14 protein-coding genes and 2 pseudogenes are annotated in these 14595 nt (G+C 69.3%); 9 read left to right on the top strand and 7 right to left on the bottom strand.

Going from position 1 to position 14595, the window contains the following annotated elements; all coding sequences use genetic code 11:
- Positions 1 to 191: 191 nt before the first annotated feature.
- Complete coding sequence (locus tag ACZ4Z5_RS30775; protein ID WP_468269080.1) at positions 192 to 1751, bottom strand: hypothetical protein; 1560 nt, start codon at positions 1749 to 1751, stop codon at positions 192 to 194.
- A gap of 444 nt (positions 1752 to 2195) precedes the next feature.
- Here ACZ4Z5_RS30775 and ACZ4Z5_RS30780 point away from each other — a divergent pair, with 444 nt between their 5' ends.
- The 4 genes from ACZ4Z5_RS30780 to ACZ4Z5_RS30795 all read left to right on the top strand — a co-directional run bounded on the left by ACZ4Z5_RS30780 (position 2196) and on the right by ACZ4Z5_RS30795 (position 5364).
- A complete protein-coding gene (locus ACZ4Z5_RS30780) occupies positions 2196 to 2534 on the top strand; it encodes a hypothetical protein (protein WP_468269083.1) in 339 nt (112 codons plus the stop codon).
- A gap of 466 nt (positions 2535 to 3000) precedes the next feature.
- Complete coding sequence (locus ACZ4Z5_RS30785; protein ID WP_468269086.1) at positions 3001 to 3225, top strand: hypothetical protein; 225 nt, start codon at positions 3001 to 3003, stop codon at positions 3223 to 3225.
- Between the two features lie 234 nt (positions 3226 to 3459).
- Positions 3460 to 4227 carry a hypothetical protein gene (locus tag ACZ4Z5_RS30790; RefSeq protein WP_468269089.1) on the top strand — a complete coding sequence of 256 codons (768 nt, stop codon included), beginning with the start codon at positions 3460 to 3462 and terminating at the stop codon, positions 4225 to 4227.
- Between the two features lie 393 nt (positions 4228 to 4620).
- A complete protein-coding gene (locus tag ACZ4Z5_RS30795; protein ID WP_468269091.1) occupies positions 4621 to 5364 on the top strand; it encodes a hypothetical protein in 744 nt (247 codons plus the stop codon).
- Between the two features lie 8 nt (positions 5365 to 5372).
- On the opposite strand, the gene ACZ4Z5_RS30800 is transcribed toward ACZ4Z5_RS30795, so the two are convergent.
- Entirely contained in the window at positions 5373 to 6434 is a 1062-nt protein-coding gene (locus tag ACZ4Z5_RS30800; protein WP_468269093.1) for a site-specific integrase, read from the bottom strand.
- A 510-nt stretch (positions 6435 to 6944) separates the two neighbouring features.
- On the opposite strand from ACZ4Z5_RS30800, the pseudogene ACZ4Z5_RS30805 reads away from it, so the two are divergent.
- The 4 genes and pseudogenes from ACZ4Z5_RS30805 to ACZ4Z5_RS30820 all read left to right on the top strand — a co-directional run.
- Positions 6945 to 7157 (top strand): annotated as a pseudogene (locus tag ACZ4Z5_RS30805) (transposase family protein); the annotation flags it as partial.
- Positions 7158 to 7446: 289 nt separating this feature from the next.
- Positions 7447 to 7701, top strand: coding sequence for a hypothetical protein (locus ACZ4Z5_RS30810; RefSeq protein WP_468269095.1), 255 nt, complete (start codon positions 7447 to 7449; stop codon positions 7699 to 7701).
- 712 nt (positions 7702 to 8413) lie between these two features.
- Complete coding sequence (locus ACZ4Z5_RS30815) at positions 8414 to 8872, top strand: hypothetical protein (RefSeq protein ID WP_468269097.1); 459 nt, start codon at positions 8414 to 8416, stop codon at positions 8870 to 8872.
- 365 nt (positions 8873 to 9237) lie between these two features.
- Positions 9238 to 9792, top strand: a complete 555-nt coding sequence (locus tag ACZ4Z5_RS30820) for a hypothetical protein (protein ID WP_468269099.1) — start codon at positions 9238 to 9240, stop codon at positions 9790 to 9792.
- A gap of 86 nt (positions 9793 to 9878) precedes the next feature.
- Here ACZ4Z5_RS30820 and ACZ4Z5_RS30825 read toward each other — a convergent pair whose 3' ends face one another.
- A complete protein-coding gene (locus ACZ4Z5_RS30825; protein WP_468269101.1) occupies positions 9879 to 10793 on the bottom strand; it encodes a hypothetical protein in 915 nt (304 codons plus the stop codon).
- Between the two features lie 735 nt (positions 10794 to 11528).
- Here ACZ4Z5_RS30825 and ACZ4Z5_RS30830 point away from each other — a divergent pair.
- Positions 11529 to 11948 (top strand): hypothetical protein, encoded by a 420-nt coding sequence (locus ACZ4Z5_RS30830; protein ID WP_468269103.1) that lies wholly within the window; start codon positions 11529 to 11531, stop codon positions 11946 to 11948.
- A 61-nt stretch (positions 11949 to 12009) separates the two neighbouring features.
- Here ACZ4Z5_RS30830 and ACZ4Z5_RS30835 read toward each other — a convergent pair whose 3' ends face one another.
- The 4 genes and pseudogenes from ACZ4Z5_RS30835 to ACZ4Z5_RS30850 form a co-directional block, all read right to left on the bottom strand.
- Positions 12010 to 13215 carry a hypothetical protein gene (locus tag ACZ4Z5_RS30835; protein WP_468269172.1) on the bottom strand — a complete coding sequence of 402 codons (1206 nt, stop codon included), beginning with the start codon at positions 13213 to 13215 and terminating at the stop codon, positions 12010 to 12012.
- Positions 13212 to 13349: a hypothetical protein gene (locus ACZ4Z5_RS30840; protein WP_468269174.1), complete on the bottom strand. Its 138-nt coding sequence runs from the start codon at positions 13347 to 13349 to the stop codon at positions 13212 to 13214. Before ACZ4Z5_RS30840 ends, ACZ4Z5_RS30835 begins: the two co-directional genes overlap by 4 nt.
- A 133-nt stretch (positions 13350 to 13482) precedes the next feature.
- A pseudogene (locus ACZ4Z5_RS30845) lies at positions 13483 to 13854 on the bottom strand (hypothetical protein); the annotation flags it as partial.
- Positions 13855 to 14011: 157 nt separating this feature from the next.
- Positions 14012 to 14422 carry an Imm10 family immunity protein gene (locus ACZ4Z5_RS30850; RefSeq protein WP_468269105.1) on the bottom strand — a complete coding sequence of 137 codons (411 nt, stop codon included), beginning with the start codon at positions 14420 to 14422 and terminating at the stop codon, positions 14012 to 14014.
- Positions 14423 to 14595: the final 173 nt, after the last annotated feature.

Raw genomic sequence — 14595 nt, forward strand, 5'->3', positions numbered from 1 at the left:
CGGGACGCAGCGGAGGAGCTACGGGACCGGCTCGCGCGCCGAATCCCTACCTGACCGAGGCGCCCCAGCTGGCATCGCAGTCAGGCCCTTCACCTTGGTGCTCTCCCAGACGCTGGCGCCGGAGCTGCCGTGCATCTGCCGAAGCCAGCGACGTGGGCGTAGGGCGGGGGTGGCGTCATGGCCTCACGACGTCATGACGGCTGTACGAGCCAGTTGCCCTGGATGCCGGCGGCGGCCGGGTCGGGTGCGGGGCGTACGTACTCCTCGACGGCCTTGCGGCACCAGGCGGTCACCTCCGGCGAACGCTGAGCCTCGATCTCGGTGTCGAGCTGCGCGCCCGCGATCCGGGCGGCGTCGGCGGGCAGCAGGTGGCGGTCCATGAGGTCGTCCAGGGCGTGGCGGACGGCGGTACGGGCTTCGCCTTCGGGCAGGGCGCGGCGGGCGGTGTGCAGGGCGCGGGAGATGACGGCCTGGCCGATGTCGAGGACTTCGCGGTAGGCCTCGCCGCCGTCGGCGAGGCGGGCCAGGGCCTGCTCGCGGGTCAGGCCGCCGCGGTCGGCGAGCGCGGAGACGAGGGCTTCCTGCCGCTGGCTGCGGGCGGCGTTGTTGATGACGCTCCGCTCGGCGTACTCCGGTTCCGGGTACAGGCCCCACTGGCTGCGGCCTTCCTGCGTCCAGTCGTGCAGGTCCCGGTCGGGGTGACGCGGTCCCCAGGACTCGGCCCAGGTGTAGGGGCCGCCGTCACCGACGCCCAGGAGGTCGGCGATCAGGCCGCTTTGGTGGCCGCACCAGATGAGCGTGCGCCAGCCCTCGCCGGTCCACACGTGCAGAGAGACGTTCGGCGGGTGGCTTTCGCCCTGGTGCCAGGCGGGCTCGGGAATCTGGTCGCGGGCCGGCGAGGCCGGGCGCGGGCCGGCCGCACGGCTGGGGGCAGGCCGCTTGGGGGCGTTGGGCTCCTGCAGGAAGGTGTCGGTGACCTCCGAGACGACACCGAGGTCGGGCCCGTGGGCGAGGACGTCGGCGCGGGTGTAGGAGCCGTGGTGCGCGGTGTAGGCGCGGGCGACCTCGGCGGCGTCGCGTCGGCTCGTGCACCAGCCGATGGTCTCCCAGCCGGAGGCGCTGCCGCCGTAGTCCTCGCCCAGCACCTGCCCGTCGCGGCTGAGGTCGTGCCAGGCCGCCACCTCACACACCAGGTCCGGCGCCGGCGCGAATTTCTGCGGCGGGTCGACGACGGCGCCCGGCGCATCCACGGGCCAGCCGGTGTGGTTCCAGATCCAGCGGCCCTGGTGCAGGCGTGCCCACTCGGGCATCGCGAACACCCGCACCGTGCCGTCGCCCATGCGCACCGGGACGGGAATACGGGGACCGCGGCGGTCCTTGGTGTACCCCGACCGGTTCGGCCCGTACGGGACCTCGCGCACCGCGTAGCCGTCGACGGCGGCCTGGACCGACGCCCACCTCGTCCACAACGGCTGGACGCCCTTGGCCGTGGCGCTGGCCAGCGCCTGCACGGCTTCCGGATCGGGCTCGACGATGCGTACCGGCAGCGGGCCGCCCTCGGCCGCAAGGGCCCGCAGGGACTCGACGACCAGGCGCTCGCCCTCGGGCAGCGCGTCCTCGTCGACCAGCTGGAGGTGGGACGGAAGATGAGGGCCGCCGGCTCCCTCGCGCAGGGCGGTCGTGTACTTCGCGCCGGATGACCTGACGGCGGCTCGGGCCCTCTTCGCGGCGGTGGACTGCTTCTTCGGCATGACGTCTCCCAGGCCGGATCTCCCACGCTCCTCCGGCCGTACGTCAGGGGCCTGGTGGAGAACATTCACGGTGCCGCGCTAGGGGCGGCGGAACGTGTGACGAGGTGTTGCTGCGCGGGCCCCAGGAGACCTTGGCCGCCCCCGTCTCGGGGCTGCCCGCGGCGTGGGCGCAGGCTGAGCGGCGACCGGCGGTACGCGGCTGGCCGGGTGGTGCACCACCAGCTTAGGGGGTGGCACGGACAAGGACCGGAGCTTCGGCCCGCCGCGGCTGGCTGTGTGGACGCCAGCGGCGGCCGCCCGGCCGGGAGCGCGCCTCTGTGCAGTTCTCCCGAAGCGGCCGCGAAGTAACAAGTAGCCGAGAGTGGTGCTTTGGGTTCTGCTTCCTTGGGTGAGGCTGACGCCGATAGCTTGCCGCCGGAAAGACCTGGCAGGAGGGCGGAGCTGGTGGCGAAGCGGTGGGTCCGGTACGTGGTGCCGGTGATGGTCGAGGTCGATGTCGACGACGACAAGGTGACCCGTGTGGTCACTCTGCCGGAGGAGGTCCGTGAAGACCGCGACGACATGGGCCACTTCCTGATCTACGACGAGCAGTTCGTCCGCCGAAGCGGCGACGACCAACCCCAGGTGCATGCCTTCTGCGTGGGCGAACCCCGCTGGGCTGACGAGCGGTTCCGGGTTGGGGGCCCGGCGAACTGGCCGGAACGCTGGGAAGAGAGCTTCGGCCGGGACGAGTCCGACGATCGGTACGAGGAGATCAACCCGTACGGCCTACGTGAGCGGTAGATACCCGCTGGGACCGGGAGGGAGCACGGCGTGCACCGACCACAGACGACACGCTGCTCCGCCACGACGAGACCCGGGCCGACGCGGAGCGACCACACTGGTCCTCGCGTGACGCGCGGCAACAGCTGCTCCCGCTCAGCCACGGCCCGGCGGTGCGGTCGCCTCACGCTCGTGCATCCGTGACGGCGGGGGCACGGTCCGGGCCACAGCGAACGGTGGCGGCCGCCGACCGGGCACGCGCCCCCCTCCTTCCGCAGCCAGCTGCTCCTTCAGCTCAAAACACCTGCAGCCGCGCACGCCCCAGGCCGCGGAGGATCACGGACCCTGGGCGCCCCACCCGTGGCGTCACGGCCGCGCTGAACGGACAGCTCAGCACCTGCTCGGCGGGGGTAACAACAGGCTGGTAGAAGCCTTGGCCGACGGTTCCCGGCGTGCCTGGTATGCCGGGTCGTCGCAGGCTGGAGATGTGACGTCTGACCTGCAAGTGATCGTGTATCCGCCAGATGATGAGGGCGGCCGCCGCGTGCGGGTCGGCGAGGAGATCCTCGGGCGAGCGTTCGGCCCCGGGGACATCTTGGAGTTCCTGCGCCGGGCCGGCCTCGACCCGGACGACGTCGTCCTCGACGAACAGGAACCGGGCTTGATCGAGTGGCGCGGCGGCGGGCCGGCTGTATGGCGCAGGAACGGGTAGGTGCGAGCTCACCAGTGCGGCTTCGGAATCCCAGCTCGGACACCACCGGCGTCGGGGTTGCCACCTGCGCGGCTCGGTGGCCAGTCCCCGGCGCGGGCTGTGGCCCCGTGGTCTGGATGCCGCGGCCGGCGCGGATGCCCTGGGCAGGGGCCTCGGGGCCGGTACCAACGGGTGCTACGACTGGTGACGGCGATCATCGTACGGGCGGGTCTCGTGGGGGCCAGAATCTTCGCCATGTCAGAAACCTTCTGGGGCGCCGTCGGCTCGATCGGCACCACGTTGGCCTTCGGCGGCGTCGTGTGGCAGGGATACCTCACACGTGCAGCACTGAAGGTCAGCCAGCTCATGACCGCCGACGCGATCCGCAGCCGCCTTGACTCCCAGGCCCCGGGAGTCACCCTCAAGCTCAGCCCCCCGCAGTGGGAGCCGCTGGCGTGGACCAACATGGGGATGCCGTGCAACCCCTGGCCGCAGGGGCACACCTGGCACTTCCCCGCGGAGCAGGAGGGCGCCAACCGTCTCGTGCTTCAGCAAATCCTGGTACTGGAGAACCTCAGCAATCGGCGAGTGCAAGCCCGGTTCGACGGCGACCTGGTCGTGGCCGATGAGGATAGGCGGCCCAGTGCCGCCAGCGTCATCGTCCTGGAGCCCGGCGAGAAAAGCCGGGATATCTACCTGCAGCGCGACTTCACCATCAAGGAACTCTCGCAGAACTTCACGGCGAAGCAGGCCAGGCAGGAGCTGCCGCACAAGGTACTCGGCACGGTGACGGCGGAGGACGACCGCGACAACGGGAGCACGGATCGCTGGGACCTGGTCCTGACCGGCTGCCCGGTCCAACCGGTCCCCGGCCGTGAGGGGCTGTGGATGATCGCGCCGTGGCACATAACCGAAGGCTCGGGGCTGCGCACCCTGGACTACAGCCTGCTGCCGCCGCGCCAGCGCATCCACTGGGTCTCGCGCGCCAGAAGGATCCAGCTTCCTGCTCTGGACGGCGCATAACGGCGCCTGACGTGCCTGTCCATCAACCGATCGGTTGCTGGACATAGGGCTCTAGTCGATTACAGAAGGGGCCCTGCCCGTCCAACACGGCCGACGGAGCCCGGGGTACCTGCGCGTGTCTGGGTTCGAAAGGCCGATTTGCCAGATGCAAGTGACGAGAGAAGTATGGGTCGGGGGAGCGTGGTGCCGTGGACTCATGTCCAAAGCGGTCGCCCACAAGTCATCACCGCTTCAGCAGAGTGAGGCCCCTGAGGGGCAAAGAACACCTTTACAGGCGCACCCGTTAGGTGCTGTTTCCTTATGACTACCTCTGCCCGACGGAGACTTCTCCGCCCTATCTGCGCATGCTGCATCAGCACTGGGCTCCTCTTCTCTGCAGGAGCCACCACGGCCATGGCAACCTCTCAGTCACCCGTCGAGGTATCGGCCAGAGCAACAGCCCAGAATCCGGAGCCAGATCCTGCAGATGGCGAGGGTACCGACGAGACGGAACCCAAGCACGAGGGTACCGACGAGACGGAACCCAAGCACGAGGGTACCGACGAGACGGAACCCAAGCACGAGGGCACCGACGAGCCAGGCGCCAAGGAGAAAGATCCCCGTCAGCAGAAGGGCACCGGGAAGAAGGACTCGCAGCGCGAATGCGAGAAGGCGGGACGGCCTTGGGTCGAGACTCCGGGCGGTGGCTACTGTGGCAAGTTCTACAAGATTCAAGGATCTCGAGAGGATCCCCCGACCGAAACACCGGCGAACGCGGTGGCAGTCGGAACTAAAGCGATCTGGCAACTCGTTGACGCTGGAAACAAGATTTGCCGGGTCGTTCCCTGCTCGGACACGTGGTCAGCTTCGGATGCGAGCAGGGCCATTACTGTGATTTCTCGGGCCAAGACGGTGAGCAGCCTGGGTGCACTTCCAGGCCTGACGGTCAAATATGGCGATGCTCTGAAGCACTACAACGACACTGTTGCTCATTATGGGAACGATCTAAAGACTCCTCAGGTCCGACAGGTGGCGATTGACCTCATCCAGGCTACTCGCAGGCTGCACCAAGGGTTCCTCGACGCCTTCCCTGTTCTTGGACCTATCCTTCCCGTCCCGAAATTCAACCCACCGTCCACGGCGGACGGTGGAGGCTGAAGCATGGCCTACAGCACCCCCAGCAGGGCGTTGTCCTCCCACTGGTCCACGACTTCGAGGTAGCCGGCCAGGACCTTGGAGTGGGGGGCCCAGCCGCCTTGCTTGGCGATGACGATCTGGTCGTGGCCTTTGAGGCGGGAGGAGGTGGCCAGGCCGCGGCGGGGGCTGTGGCCGGTGAAGCGGATCTCGATGCCGGCGCGGGCGCCGGCCCGGGTGATGACGTCGCCGACGGATTCGGGCTGCAGTCCGCCGTTCATGAGGGTGTGCCAGCGGGAGTGCAGGCGGCGCCAGGCGGGGCCGTCCGGGTCGCGGTCGAGGTCGGCGGCTTCCTTCCAGGCGGTCCAGGCGCGGACGGGGCAGATGGAGGGGCGGGTGCCGTACGGGACCGGGACCATGCGGGGGCGGACCTTGGAGACGCGGAGGTCGGCTTGGATGCCGTCGGGGGTGACGGCGTAGTCGCGCACCCGGGTGGCGGCCAGTTCGTGCTCGCGGCCGGCGACGGCGAAGTGCATGAGGACCAGGGCGCGGTCGCGGATGCCCATGAGGGTGTCCGGGCAGGCGGCGCTGATCGCGATCAGGTGGTCCACGAGGAGCGGGGCGGCCTGCCCGCGGCCGCGCTTCTCGCCGGTCTTCTCCATCTCCTTGACCAGCTGCCTGAGCCGGTTCCGGGCCAGACGGGCCACTCCGTCCTCCAGCTTCACGCCGTGCTCGTCGCGGGCGGAGACGACGGTGCCGGACAGGCGCCGGTCGATGGTGGAGGGCGCGAGGCTGGTGCCGGCCTTCCATCCGGGCCGGGTCCACAGCCATTCCACGTACGCGGTCAGGGTGCCCGGGGTGAGCGCGAGCAGGGGCATGCCGCTCTGTTCGCAGAACATGCTCCAGCTCGCCCAGTCCTGCGCGTAGCCGGTGCGGGTGCGCTCCGGCCGGCCGTCGGCGACGACCCGCACGGCCCGGCGGTCGATGTGGTCGAGCGCGGCCCGGGTCTGCTCGTCGTACTCCTCCGGCCGGGCCGGCGCGGCGGGCGCGGGTGTGATGCTGCTCAGACCGGGCGACAGATCCGTGTTCGTCACGCCATCTCCTGAATGCCTGTCATGCCGCTTTCTGGATTCCGGATATGGGGAGCTTATCCGGAGCCCAGGGAGGACCGGGGGGAAAGTCGTGCCGGACGGCCGGGTGCGGCCGAACAGCCAGAGCGGCGCCGGGCCACGACGGCGGCGCACGGCGCGCTCCTCACCCGTCGGCCGGACGGCCACCGGCGGGGCCGCCCCGGCTCACTCCTCCTGCGCGCGCTTCTTGGGGGTGCGCTCGTATTGCTACGGCAGACGGACATGTAGTGCTCCGTGAGCAAGGACGAACGACGGGAGTAGAAGCGGGAGGGGGGCGTTGGCCTGCTCGGCCGCGACGACCGATCCGCCCTCGGCCCTGTGCTCGTGAAGCTACGGCACACCCAGCATCACGCAGGGCCGCCAGCGATGTACTTCGAGCAGATCCAACCCTTCTGCCCTGGGCTCCGGACTTCACCACGCCATACGTCTAAGGGCTGTCCCGTAACTGCTGGTCACGGGTGAGATGATCTTGGTGTGGCTGGTGTGATCACGGCGTCGGAGCTGTCTTGGATAGCCCCGTTCACGGGGCTGAGCCCGCGCAACTTCGGCAAGCTGGTGACAGTGCTGCGGCGCGAGGGTGCGGACGCGGTCCGCAAGGGCCGGCCGTGGAGCCTGCCGCTGGAGGACCGGGCCCTGCTGGTCGCGGCGTACTGGCGCACGAACCTGACGATGCGACAGCTCGCCCCAGCGTGCATATTAAGATCGTCTCCACGGGGAACGTTGGAAGCTTCCAACGGGAAAACACGTGCGCGCAGCGAGTCACCGCCGGGCGGACCCAAGGGTGTGCCCGGCGTTCGTTAGTCGCACGGACAGAGAGAACGGGTGAATCGTGCGAATAGCAGCTCGAATGATGGTCGCGGGCGTTGCTGCGACAGCGCTCATGGGGACGTCCGTGACGGTCGCTGAAGCTCAGGCATCCCGTGCCACGGCCGATGGCGTGTGGCGCTGTGAGGGTAAGAAGGTGATGCGGTGCATCATGCGCGTCAGTGCGAACAAGGTGCAGCTGAACTTCACCAATAAGACGTACGGGACGATCCACTCGGAGTTCTTCCTGAACTGCGCGGGGCCGTCAGGTCAGAAGGTCTACGACTTGACGAAGGGCCTCAAGCCGCGGGGCGGGTACCTCTCCAGTGTGATCACCTGCCCCAGGGGGCTTCAGGACTCGGCCATAGGGATCCAGAGGACGCCGTCCGGCTCCGACGCCTGGTTTACCCCCAGGATCGCCATCTGATCCGCTCTGGTCAGTGAGGGAGTGGATCGGCCGCCTCCTTCGAGGTGGAAGTGATCCGGCACCGGCGGGAGCCGCGGACCGGACCCGGCCCACCTGGGCCCTGTACTCGTGAAGCTACGGCCGGGAGACATGTCTCCCGGCCGTAGCTTCACGAGTACAGGGCCTTCTTAGCGGCAGTGTCGAGCTTCTGTTGCCGAAGGATGAGTTCCCGGACCGGCACCCGACATCTGGGAAGCGGGGAGTGGCTACCCCGGTCTGTTACGTGACGGTCCCGGGGTGGGCGCGGTAGTGTCGTGCTGGATCGTTACGTTACGAACGGGTGGGGTGTCCGATGGTGAAGTGCGAGGTGTGCGGGGCCGGGGTGGTCCAGGGGCGCGGCCCTGCGCGGCGGACGTGCTCGGCGGCTTGCCGCCAGAAGGCCCACCGCCGACGGCAGGCCGCTGAGATGGAGCGGCTGAGAGATCTGGCCGCACGGCCGGTGCCCGCCCCGGCTCCGGTGCGGGCACCCGCGACAGTCCCGGCCTCAACGTCACGTAACGAACCGGCGCCCCTGGGGCAAGGCGTGGGGGCGGGTCTCCCGGACTCTCTTCGCCCCCTGTGGCTGGACTTGGCCGAGGCGGTCGGCGTCGCCGCGAGCCGGGCGGCGTCCTGCTGGGACGGCTCGGAGGTCCTTCCGGGTGTGCCCCGGGCGAGCGCCGAGGATGTCGCCTTCATGATCCGGTACCGGGCGGACAGGCTCGCCGAGGCCGTCCTCGCCGACGCGCGGCTGTCACGTGACGAACCGGCTGTGCCTGCCGAACCGGAGGCCGCACCGAAGGCCGTGCCTGCCACGGGTTCGTCACGTCACGATTCTGCGGAGCCTTCCGCCTCCTCGCCGGCGGCCGTGCTGCCGCGCCGCATGTCGGTGAAGCAGGCCGACGCCGTGGCGGCGGGGGCCACGCTGGTCAGCCGGGACCGGGAGACCCACAGCTGGGACGTGGTGGCCGCTGACGGCAGCGTTCTCGGGCATGTCGAGCCCGCGTACAGGGCCGGTCGGCGCAGCGGCTGGCAGGGCTGGGCCGCCCAGCTGACCCGTTCCACCGGCGCGCACCGGCATTCCACCCGGGACGCTGCCGGGGCTGATGCACTTGGGCAGTGGGTCCGTATCGTCACGGCCAAGCCCCGCCGCTGATCGCCGCAGTTCGGATTGGTATCACATCGGTTGACACCCAGGGCTGAACTGGCCTTCTCCTCCCCGCTTGCCCGGCGTGAACCGGCACGGATTCCACCGAGGGGTGGAATGGGGAGGCGAAGCCGCGGGGTGGACCCGATCGGACCGGGATGCCGATACACCCCGGTTTCGCCATCTCTGGTCATTGGATCGGCGTGCGGGGGCGTAAACGACCGTTTCCGCCCCCCGCTCACCATTCAACCGAACACTCCGGGCGAACATCGACTTTCCGCCAATCAGCAGAACGCACTTAACTTTGCCTCGCCGCCCAGCCATAGTTACTTCCGTCAGAAGTTGCAGCAGTGAGGGAAGTTGGAGGGGTAGAAATGGCGATCCGGATCAGGCTCGGTGACTACGAACGAGTGGTCGGCGACGTGCTCGGCCGAGCCGCGATCGGCTACTTCCCGCGCATGACCGAAGCCGAGGCGCTGGAAGCCGGCCGTGGCGTGTGGCGGCTCGACATGAAGATCGTGAGCCGCGAGCGGTTCCTCCTCATCACCGACGCTGGCCAGGGCCTGGTCCGCGCCGTCGCCGAGATCACCGCCGTCACCGAGCACGACACCGACCGCGGACGCAAGAAGGCCCTGGAAGCAAACCTCCTCGGCCCCGGGCACCCGATGTACGACACGTACATCAACCAGCCCGACCCGCTCGCCAACGACTCACGCAACAGCGTCAAGTACGGCGACCTGCCCGAGGAACTGCCCTTCCGCACCCGAGACTGTGCGTGCGGCTGCGGCGAGACCACCACCCACGACTTCGTCCCCGGCCACGAACTGCGCGCCATCCAGGCCCGCGTACGCGAGCACTTCGGGGGCTCGGTCCTGTCCTTCATCACCTGGCTCGACGCCGAACTTCCGCCCGCGGCACCGGCCTCGTGACCTGACGGACCGCAGAACACGAGGACCCCGGCGATCACACCGCCGGGGTCCTGCCATCCCTTTCGGTCGTATCTCGGCTGACGCCTCTACGGGCGCGGCCACGCGGCCGGGGTGGTTGGCGGCAGCGGGATTTCGTCCAGGCGCAGCCACCGCTCCCGGCCGGCCTCATCGGGCAGGCAGAACCGCACATCCCCGGCCTCGTCAGCCTCGTACGGGGCATCACCCACCGCCCGCAGCAAGGCCCGCAGCCTCGGATAGGGGGCCTGCATCGCCCGCCCGCGCACCCCCTCACCGCGCAAGGCGACCAGGGTGAAGGAGGCGACGTTCACCCCGGTGCGCCGGTGACCGTCGGCGTGGGCCACCGCCTCGGGGTGCTCCACGATGGAAGCAAGCGCCTGTGAGCCGGCGACCGTGTACGTCAGCAGCAGGTCCCCGCGCCGGAGCACGACCTGCGCCCCCGGCTCCATCGCCGAGTCCTGTGTACCGTCGATCGTCAAGGCCACCTTGCCGATCATCGGGCCCATTCCGATCTCACGGACCTCGTCGAACTGTTCCACGGTGGCGTCCACGAACCGCTCGGAGTCGGGCAGGACGAGCACGCAGTGCCCGTTCCACGAGGTCCCGGTCCAGCTCGGGGTGAGCGAGCCGTAGCGGGTGCCGCCTCCGTCCTTGTGTTGAACGGTCAGGTCGACCGGCAGCAGTTCGGCCCGCACGCCGAGCTGGCCGTAGGCGTTGCGCAGCGTCATGCAGGCGTCCACGCACACGTTCGCCGGGACGCGGCCGTCGGCGAGGGCCACCCACAGGTACGGCAGCACCAGTTCCACCAGCTGGTCCGGCTTCGCGTGTTCCAGCATCCGCGCCGTATGGTCCATGCTCCCCCGCAGCGGCAACCCGCCGCCCGGCAGCACCGCGACCGCCTCGCGCGGACGCGGCACCGGGGAGCGGCCTGGGACCCGCTTCTGCGGCGTTCGGTGCTTCCTGCCCCGCTTCTGCTTCGACATGAGCAGAGCCTAAAGATCACTCTCACTCCGCAACAGACCGCATTCACGCCGAGTCGAGTCAGAGCCCAAAGCAGTTACTCAGAGCTACACGCCACCTGGCCGTAGCTATACGAGAACAGGGCCGACAGGGCCGTCCCTGCGGTCATCCCCCGTGCTGCTGGGCGGCTTCGACGCGATCGGCGTACACCCGGTAGGCCTTCCGCCCGGCCGGGGAAGCCCCGTCGGCCGGAGTAGTTATCTAGGGCTACAGGAACTTTGCGCAGGTCAGACTGGGCGGTCCGACGTCAGGCAGATTAGGCAAGTAGGGCTTCGGAAACGGTTCGGTCGAACCGTTTCCTGGACTCCCGTTCGGGCGGACCGGGGCCTGCGTCGAGACGCCGCCGCTGCCGGGCGCGGCGGCTCGGTGGTCGGCCTGGAGCCAGCAGCGACAGGTAGGCCCGGGGAGTGGTGCCGCCGTGCTGCTGTCTGCAGCTGAACGATGGCGCCCGATTTGCGACCTTGTTTCGGTCGAAACAAGGTCGCTCAACTTTGGTTCGACCGAACCAAAGTTGCAGGCGGGCGCGTACGTCGCGAGCATGCCGCACGTGCCTGAATTTCCCCACCCGGTGCTCACGGGTTCCTCAGATCTGCTCTCCTTGATTCCCCCACCGGTGGGGCATCGACTTGAGGGCGTATGCCGCACCGTTCTGGCGACTCAGCCTTGGCCGGCCGCACCTTGGGGTGCCAGACTGCGGTGTGGATGCCCTAGAGAAGATCGTCATTCCGGTGGTTGCCGTGCTGGTCGCCGGCCTTCTGGCTTACCTCTCGGCGTTGAAAGCGGCTGAGGCGCAGGCGCGTCGCGAGCAGCGCCTGACCTACCTGCTCGGTGCCTACCGTGCGCTCGTCAGCTCGGCTGGTCGACCACTGTCTCCGGAGCGCGCCGAGGCATTCGAGCAGGCCCTTGACGATGTTCTGTTGTTGGGGACTACCGAGCACATCGCGCTCGTGGAGTCGTTCCGCAACGAGATGGCCCGGGGGCAGGGTGCCACCGTGGACAGACTGCTCATCTCTCTGCGGCGGGACCTCCGGGCCGAGCTGCGGCTCGCTGCTTCCGACCTGCACGGTGTGCCCATCCTTCGCATGTCCGCATCCGGGCCGGACTCTGAGCAAGGCTGACTACCACTGAACGGGTAATGGCCCCGGCGTCCTATCTCTGACCCAGGGTGCAAAGTAGCCGTCAGTGGTCTTCTGGCTGGTGGTCCCAGAGGTGGACGGTCTCGCCGACCTTGAGCGGCTTGTCGGCGGGGCCCTTGATGTGGGCGGGCACGATGCGGTCCTCGTGTTCGCACGCGTTGTCGGCGTGGGCGCGGGGGTTGAGGCAGGTGTTGCGCCGGTACGGGCGTACGGGCCAGCGGCAGGACCACTGCGGGGCCCGGCGCCCGGTGGAGGCGGTGGCGTCCTGCTCGGCGGCGGCCGGGCTGGGTCGGTGAGCGGTGTGGACGTTGACGATCCGGACGTCGGAGGGGCCGGTGATGCCGTCACGGCGGTCGCGCTTGCGGCCGGCGCGGTCGCGTGGGACCTCTTCGACCTCGGTGAGCTGGGTCTTGCCGGTCTGGCTCATCAGCTGCCAGGCGGTGTAGACGACCTGGGCCCATTCCTTGGTGGTGTCCGGCTCCCGTTCGCCGAAGGGCACCCCGAACGCCAAGACGGTCTCGTTGTCCCAGTTCAGCGGGGCGCTGTGGGGGTGGGACTGGATGTCGCCCGCGGTCATGGCGGTGCCGTCCGGCGCGGTGCCGATGACGATGTCCGGCGCCAGGGCGTCGAAGGCGCTCCCGGTCGGGGCGTAGAAGGTGAGCCACACTCCGTCGAAGTGCTGGGGGATGGGCTCCAGCTGGCCGAGTTCGCGCTGGTTCAGCCAGCGCACGGTGGGGCCGTCGGTCACGTCGACGTCGTTCGGTGTCCACACGCCCCAGCTGACCGCGACGATGGGCGTGGTGACGGTGGCGTGTGCCCCGTCGCGGGCCATGGGGCTGTCGGCCAGGACGTCGGCGATGTCCTGGGTGTAGCCGCCGATCGGCTCGGCGAACACCATGAACCCGTACGGGGAGGGCAGGCGTGTCTCCTTGACCGGCTCGGTGGGCGGGGTGGAGGCGGCGGCCAGCGCGAGCGAGGTCATGTCGGCGGTCGCGTAGTACAGGTGGGCTTGGCGCAGGCGGCGTTCCTCGGAGCGGGCCAGCAGCACGGAGGCCACCGCGCCGGGTGAGGCGTCCATGCCGGGGACGGTGGGAAACACCGCGGTGTGCCCGGCGTTGGTGGCCTGGGTGAGCATCTGCATGCCGTCGTGGCCGCTGATGTACTCGCTCAGCTGCGCACGCCATTCGGGCAGCTCCCGGGGTTCCGGTGCCTTCCAGGGGCTGGCTGCGAGATCGGTCGGGGTGGTCACTTGCTGGCCTCCAGTTGGCGGGGGACGGCTCCGGAGCGCAGTTCGCGCAGGTCGGGGATGTGGTTGTAGAGGGTGCCCGGGGAGACGCCCAGCAGCTTGGCAATCGAGGTGATGGAACGGCCGGGGTCGGGCAACAGGTCGCGGGCGGCCTTGATGACTTCCTCGGTGGCGACAGTGGGGCGTCCGCCGACCCGGCCGCGGGCGCGGGCGGGCGGCCAGGCCCTCGCGGGTGCCCTCGACGCTGAGTTCGCGGATGAACTCAGCGAGGGCGGCGAAGACGTGGAAGACGAGCCGGCCGCCGGGGGTGGTGGTGTCCAGGTTCTCGTGCAGCGAGGTGAAGCCGATACCGCGCTCGCGCAGTGCGGCGACGATGGCCTGCGGCAGCAGCACCGGATCCGGCTGGCGGTCTCCACCAGTTTCCGTTTCGGGCCCGCCAGGCCCTCGTGACGCATCGCCGCGAGCAGTAGATCGCGTTCGAACGGCGGTCCACCCCCGCGACCCAAGTAGTCCCGCACTCGGGGCACTCGGCCCGACCGGCGCCACCCAGTTCCGCAGCCACCCGCTTGCGCAACCGCAGGTCACGACGCCACTGCCTGGCACGACACGCCGTAGAGCAGAACCTCGCCCAAGGCGGAGCACCCGGCCTCAGCCGACTCCCACACCCCTCGCACGCACGCTCCACAGCCTGCCCGGCGTCCTCGGACACCCAGCCACCCTAGGGCACAAAGCTACTCAAAACCCGGGATCGCAAACAGGCACTGCGACGGGACAGGCGGTCTGTCGACGGACAGGCTGGTCAGATTCCGACTCGGACCGGTCGGGCATCGGGGCGGCCGTATTCGAGGACCTGCGGGAGGATCTCGCGGAATCGGGCCATGTCCTCGGTCGGCGCTTCGAGCGTGGCCTCGATCTCCGCGTCCTGCAGTCCCAGGGCGTCCAGGGATGAGGGGTCCAAGGAGACCCGCAGGACGTTGCCGGTCAAGGACACTTCCCGCACACATCCGTATGCGGTTCCCTGGCCTGCGGTGACGAGGCAGTGCGTGTCGAAGCCAAGCGCGACCTCTTGCTCGTCCGGCTCGTCCTCGCCGCGCTGGAACAGCAGCACGAAACCGCTGCCGTTCCCGCCCTCGGCAACACCAGCTTCGACGAAGTAACCGTCAGGGTCGATCTCGGCACCGGCTGCACGGGCAACGAACCGAAAAGTCATACCTGAGTTCTATCAGCGTGCCCACAGACTCCAGCGGCTGGCCACGTCGAAACAGGGCCGGGCCCTTCCACCGCGCCTGTCAGAGACACGGACCGGCAGGGCCCGGAGACACCACGCTAGAGCCCCCACCACCAGCAGCCCCGAAAGACACTCACACCCTCGGAAACCATCAT

Source organism: Streptomyces sp. NPDC030222, assembly GCF_055573115.1.